The following is a 4,042-nucleotide window of genomic DNA, read 5'->3' on the forward strand; positions in this document are numbered from 1 at the left end:
TGTGCGTCAAGGGTTTATTTCAAAATAACCTCGGCACATAGGTCAGCATGAGCATTTCAAGACTGAAGCGTCTTTTTCAGGTAGTAGCGCTGATAACCAGGCGGGCAATCCTCCAGCATCCCCATGATGTGGTATCCCTGCTTCTGGTAGAAGTCAGGGGCCTGGAAGCTATAGGTATAAAGAAACAAACCGGTGCAGCCCCGCGCCCGCGCCTCCTCTTCGGCTCGCATCAGCAGTTCGCTGCCCAACCCATGACCGCGTGCGGCATCGCTCAACCAGAAGTAGTCGATATAGAGCCAACCCATTGCGAAATGACCGAACAGCCCACCTCTCACCTGGCCCCCGCCATCGCGGGCATACAGCTGGAAATCTTCATAGGTGTAAGGGCCGATCTGTTCGATGTTGAAGCGGCGCAGCCCTTCACGCACCACTGCCATGGCATCGGCGTCAGCGCCCAGGGTGAATCGGTAAGGGGCATCTGTCATAAGCTCTCCTGTGCGGCATTGGACTACATGAGTACGCTGCGAGCCTGCAGGCGCCGGCTCGCACCGGATGTTAAATCGGAATTCGGGTTCACAGGTAGAAGGAGGCTCGCCAGGGGGCAGCACGAACGTCAGCCAAGGTAGCGAATCATGCGCAGAAACGAGGAGGGATGGATGGAGCAGAAGAAGAGAAGGTAAAGCGCAGGAAGCAGCCAGCCCTCGAACGAAGGATGGTGTCCCAGGCAGGGTTCGAACCTGCAACCTTCCCCTTAGGAGGGGGATGCTCTATCCAATTGAGCTACTGAGACGTGCGTCTGGCGTACATGGCCCGCCATACGGAACGGCGAGCATGTTACCCAGCGAGCCAGGATTTGTCATGTCGTCTCTGCGCTTTTTACCAGTAGGTGGTTTCCAGCCTCAGGCACGTACGCCTGCCTCCTGCAAAACCATCAGCAAGCGGCGCACTGCATCGTCAAGACTGGTCGAGTTGTCCACCCGCCGAACCCGATCATCAACCTGTGTCATAGACTGCTGGTTGCGCGCCATTCGCTGCTCGATCTCGTGCTGCCCCTCCCTGCCCCGTTGAAGCAATCGCCCGCGCAATACCTGCGGATTCACACAAAGCAATATGGGCAACAGGTCCGGGTACTTCGCCTGCGCCACCGGCAGGTGCGCGCGCGACCCGTTGACCATCACGTGCCAGCCTTCGGCAAGCCACGCATCTATATAAGCAGGAACCCCATAAGCCAACCCATTGGCGCGCCACTGCAGGGCAAATTCGCCACGGTCAGCCATCTGCTCGAACTGCTGGACCGATACGGCGACTGCGTCTTCCCCCACCGCCTCGGCGGAGCGGGTGATGACACGCTTAGGAATGCGCACATGGCTTGCCAGCAAAAGCTCACGCGCCGCATCCAGAAGACTGTCCTTGCCGGCACCGGACGGCCCCATCAAATAGATCACCCTGCCCGCCCCCGCCAAGGGAACGTCGCTTGCGTCATACTGCATAGCCACTATGCTCAGAGAAAGGAAAGCTCGCGCATTTTAGGCGCATTGCACGGTCTTTGCGCCTTTGCCGGTGACGAAAAGTCGAGCCGCCGAGGTGGCCAGGCCGAGCGCCAAATGAAAACTTTTCAAACCAGTGCGCATTTCTGATAATTGGTACTGGCATAACGCCTTTACCCAGTTCAATATTTGTCACAGAATTGACGCCAAGGAACTGGCGACACTGAGGCATGATGAAGACCTCATTCGTACTCCAGGTTGAACATTTTGTCTTAACGATGGTCGTAACACTCATCGTGCGGCCGATTTCGAGAACCGCTTCCCCCTGAACTAAACCGGTCAATTATATGCGCCCAATGAAACAGGCTATCTACTCAAGCCGCACCGCTGACAAATTTGTCGTCCGCCTGCCAGACGGAATGCGTGAGCGCATTGCCGAGGTTGCGCGTAACCACCACCGCAGCATGAACTCCGAGATCATTGCACGCCTGGAGCAGAGCCTTATTCAGGAAGGTGCACTGGGCGACGAGCTGAGCATGCGCCTGGACAGCCCAGAGCTGTCACTGCACGAACGTGAACTGCTGCAACGCTTCCGCCAGCTGTCCCATCGCCAGCAAAATGCTCTGGTCGCACTGATCGCCCATGACGTCGAGATGGCCGCAGACGCTTCCTGATTCCACCCACGCACAAAAAAGCCAGCTTTCGCTGGCTTTTTTTATGCCTTGCCTTTTTACAGCAAGAAGATCGTAGCAAGGCCCAGGAAGATGAAGAACCCGCCACTGTCGGTCATGGCAGTGATCATCACACTTGCGCCCATCGCAGGATCGCGCCCCATTCGAGCAAGCGTCATCGGGATAAGAACGCCCATCAGGGCCGCCAACAGCAGGTTCAGGGTCATCGCCGCAGTCATCACTACCCCCAGCGACCAGCTGCCATAGAGCAGGTAGGCCACAACGCCGATCACGCCCCCCCACACCAGGCCATTGATCAAGGCCACCGCAAGCTCCTTGCGCATCAATCGCGCAGTATTGCCCGGGCTGACCTGATCGAGCGCCATGGCACGTACGATCATGGTAATGGTCTGGTTGCCGGAGTTGCCCCCGATACCGGCCACGATGGGCATCAGTGCAGCCAACGCCACCAGCTTCTCGATCGACCCCTCGAACAGGCCGATCACTCGCGAAGCGACAAAGGCCGTGATCAGGTTGATTGCCAGCCATGCCCAACGGTTGCGAAGCGAACGCCAGACCGAGGCGAAGATGTCTTCCTCCTCACGCAGACCCGCCATGTTGAGGACTTCGTTCTCGCTTTCCTCACGGATCAGGTCGACCATTTCGTCGATGGTCAAACGGCCGATCAGGCGATCGCTCTTGTCCACCACCGGTGCCGAAATCAGGTCATAGCGCTCAAAGGCCTGTGCCGCATCGTAGGCGTCTTCATCGGGATGAAAACTCACCGGGTCACTGGCCATGACCTCGGCAACCTGCTTGTCGGGGTCGTTCACCAGCAGCCGCTTGATGGGCAGCACACCCTTGAGCTTGCCGTCGTAATCGACCACGAACAGTTTGTCGGTATGGCTTGGCAGCTCCTTGAGCCGGCGCAGGTAACGCAACACCACCTCAAGGCTGACGTCCTCGCGGATGGTCACCATCTCGAAGTCCATCAAGGCACCGACCTGGTCCTCGTCATAGCTCAACGCGGAGCGTACGCGCTCACGCTGCTGGGCATCGAGGGTTTCCATCAGCTCATGCACGACGTCGCGCGGCAGCTCCGGCGCAAGGTCGGCCAGCTCGTCGGCGTCCATCTCCTTGGCAGCGGCAAGCAGCTCGTGATCGTCCATGTCGGCGATCAGGGTTTCCCGAACCGAATCGGATACCTCGAGCAGGATGTCACCATCACGCTCGGCCTTGACCAGTTGCCAGACCGTCAGACGATCATCCAGCGGCAGGGCTTCGAGAATGTAGGCAACGTCAGCGGAGTGCAGATCATCGAGCTTGCGTTGCAGCTCGACCAGATTCTGGCGGTGTACGAGATTTTCGACCCGATCGTTATGGTGCCCTTCCTGACGATGTGTCAGGTCTTCGACCACTCGTTGGCGCTGCAGCAATTCGACCACCTGGGCCAGGCGATCCTGCAGGCTTTCTTGCGATTTTTTTACTTCACTTTCGGTCATACGCGTACTCCACTCCCAGCAGCGGAGCACGCCAGGAGAATCAATCAGTCAGATCGTGATTGGCAAAACAAGCTATTGAGTAACTACTGGGTAAGTCCATGGTGGTATTCCACAAGCCCCGGCGGAGCTGACGGGCGCAATCATACACGGCTTGGGCTGCTCGGGCTGAAAATATTGGCCAGAACAATCGCTTGCGAGATAAAGCTGTGACAACGTACAGCTCTGACAGTGCGACGGCTGGCACACCCCAAAGAACACATTGAAGACGCAAAAGTTAGCAGAGGCCGGTAAACGCATCGATGACAGTTTATTCATCGCGCCCTTACGGAAAAGTGAAAAGCCGAAAAGCAGAAGGCCCGCTCAAAAAGCGGGCCTTCTGTTG

At 57.6% G+C, this 4,042-nt stretch carries 4 protein-coding genes and 1 tRNA gene; 1 reads left to right on the top strand and 4 read right to left on the bottom strand.

The annotated features are described in order from the left end of the window. Positions 1–56: 56 nt before the first annotated feature. The 3 genes from DN387_RS24680 to phnN form a co-directional block, all read right to left on the bottom strand. Complete coding sequence (locus tag DN387_RS24680) at positions 57–485, bottom strand: GNAT family N-acetyltransferase (RefSeq protein ID WP_054916581.1); 429 nt, start codon at positions 483–485, stop codon at positions 57–59. A gap of 228 nt (positions 486–713) precedes the next feature. Then, positions 714–790: transfer RNA gene (locus DN387_RS24685), tRNA-Arg, on the bottom strand. A gap of 109 nt (positions 791–899) precedes the next feature. Then, positions 900–1,490 (bottom strand): phosphonate metabolism protein/1,5-bisphosphokinase (PRPP-forming) PhnN, encoded by a 591-nt coding sequence (gene phnN, locus DN387_RS24690; RefSeq protein WP_054916582.1) that lies wholly within the window; start codon positions 1,488–1,490, stop codon positions 900–902. 344 nt (positions 1,491–1,834) lie between these two features. Between phnN and DN387_RS24695 the strand changes: the two genes are divergently transcribed. Next, entirely contained in the window at positions 1,835–2,161 is a 327-nt protein-coding gene (locus tag DN387_RS24695; RefSeq protein ID WP_003254499.1) for an Arc family DNA-binding protein, read from the top strand. A gap of 56 nt (positions 2,162–2,217) precedes the next feature. Here the strand turns inward: DN387_RS24695 and mgtE are convergent, their stop codons facing one another. Continuing rightward, positions 2,218–3,660, bottom strand: coding sequence for a magnesium transporter (mgtE, locus tag DN387_RS24700; RefSeq protein ID WP_043860297.1), 1,443 nt, complete (start codon positions 3,658–3,660; stop codon positions 2,218–2,220). Positions 3,661–4,042 lie beyond the last annotated feature (382 nt).

This window comes from Pseudomonas sp. FBF18 (assembly GCF_024261405.1).
GTDB lineage: Bacteria > Pseudomonadota > Gammaproteobacteria > Pseudomonadales > Pseudomonadaceae > Aquipseudomonas > Aquipseudomonas palmensis.

What these genes read in the sequence shown, in the direction of transcription:
- DN387_RS24680 (WP_054916581.1), bottom strand. Translation starts at nt 485, where the DNA reads ATGACAGATGCCCCTTACCGATTCACCCTGGGCGCTGACGCCGATGCC.
- phnN (WP_054916582.1), bottom strand. Translation starts at nt 1,490, where the DNA reads ATGCAGTATGACGCAAGCGACGTTCCCTTGGCGGGGGCGGGCAGGGTG.
- DN387_RS24695 (WP_003254499.1), top strand. Translation starts at nt 1,835, where the DNA reads ATGCGCCCAATGAAACAGGCTATCTACTCAAGCCGCACCGCTGACAAA.
- mgtE (WP_043860297.1), bottom strand. Translation starts at nt 3,660, where the DNA reads ATGACCGAAAGTGAAGTAAAAAAATCGCAAGAAAGCCTGCAGGATCGC.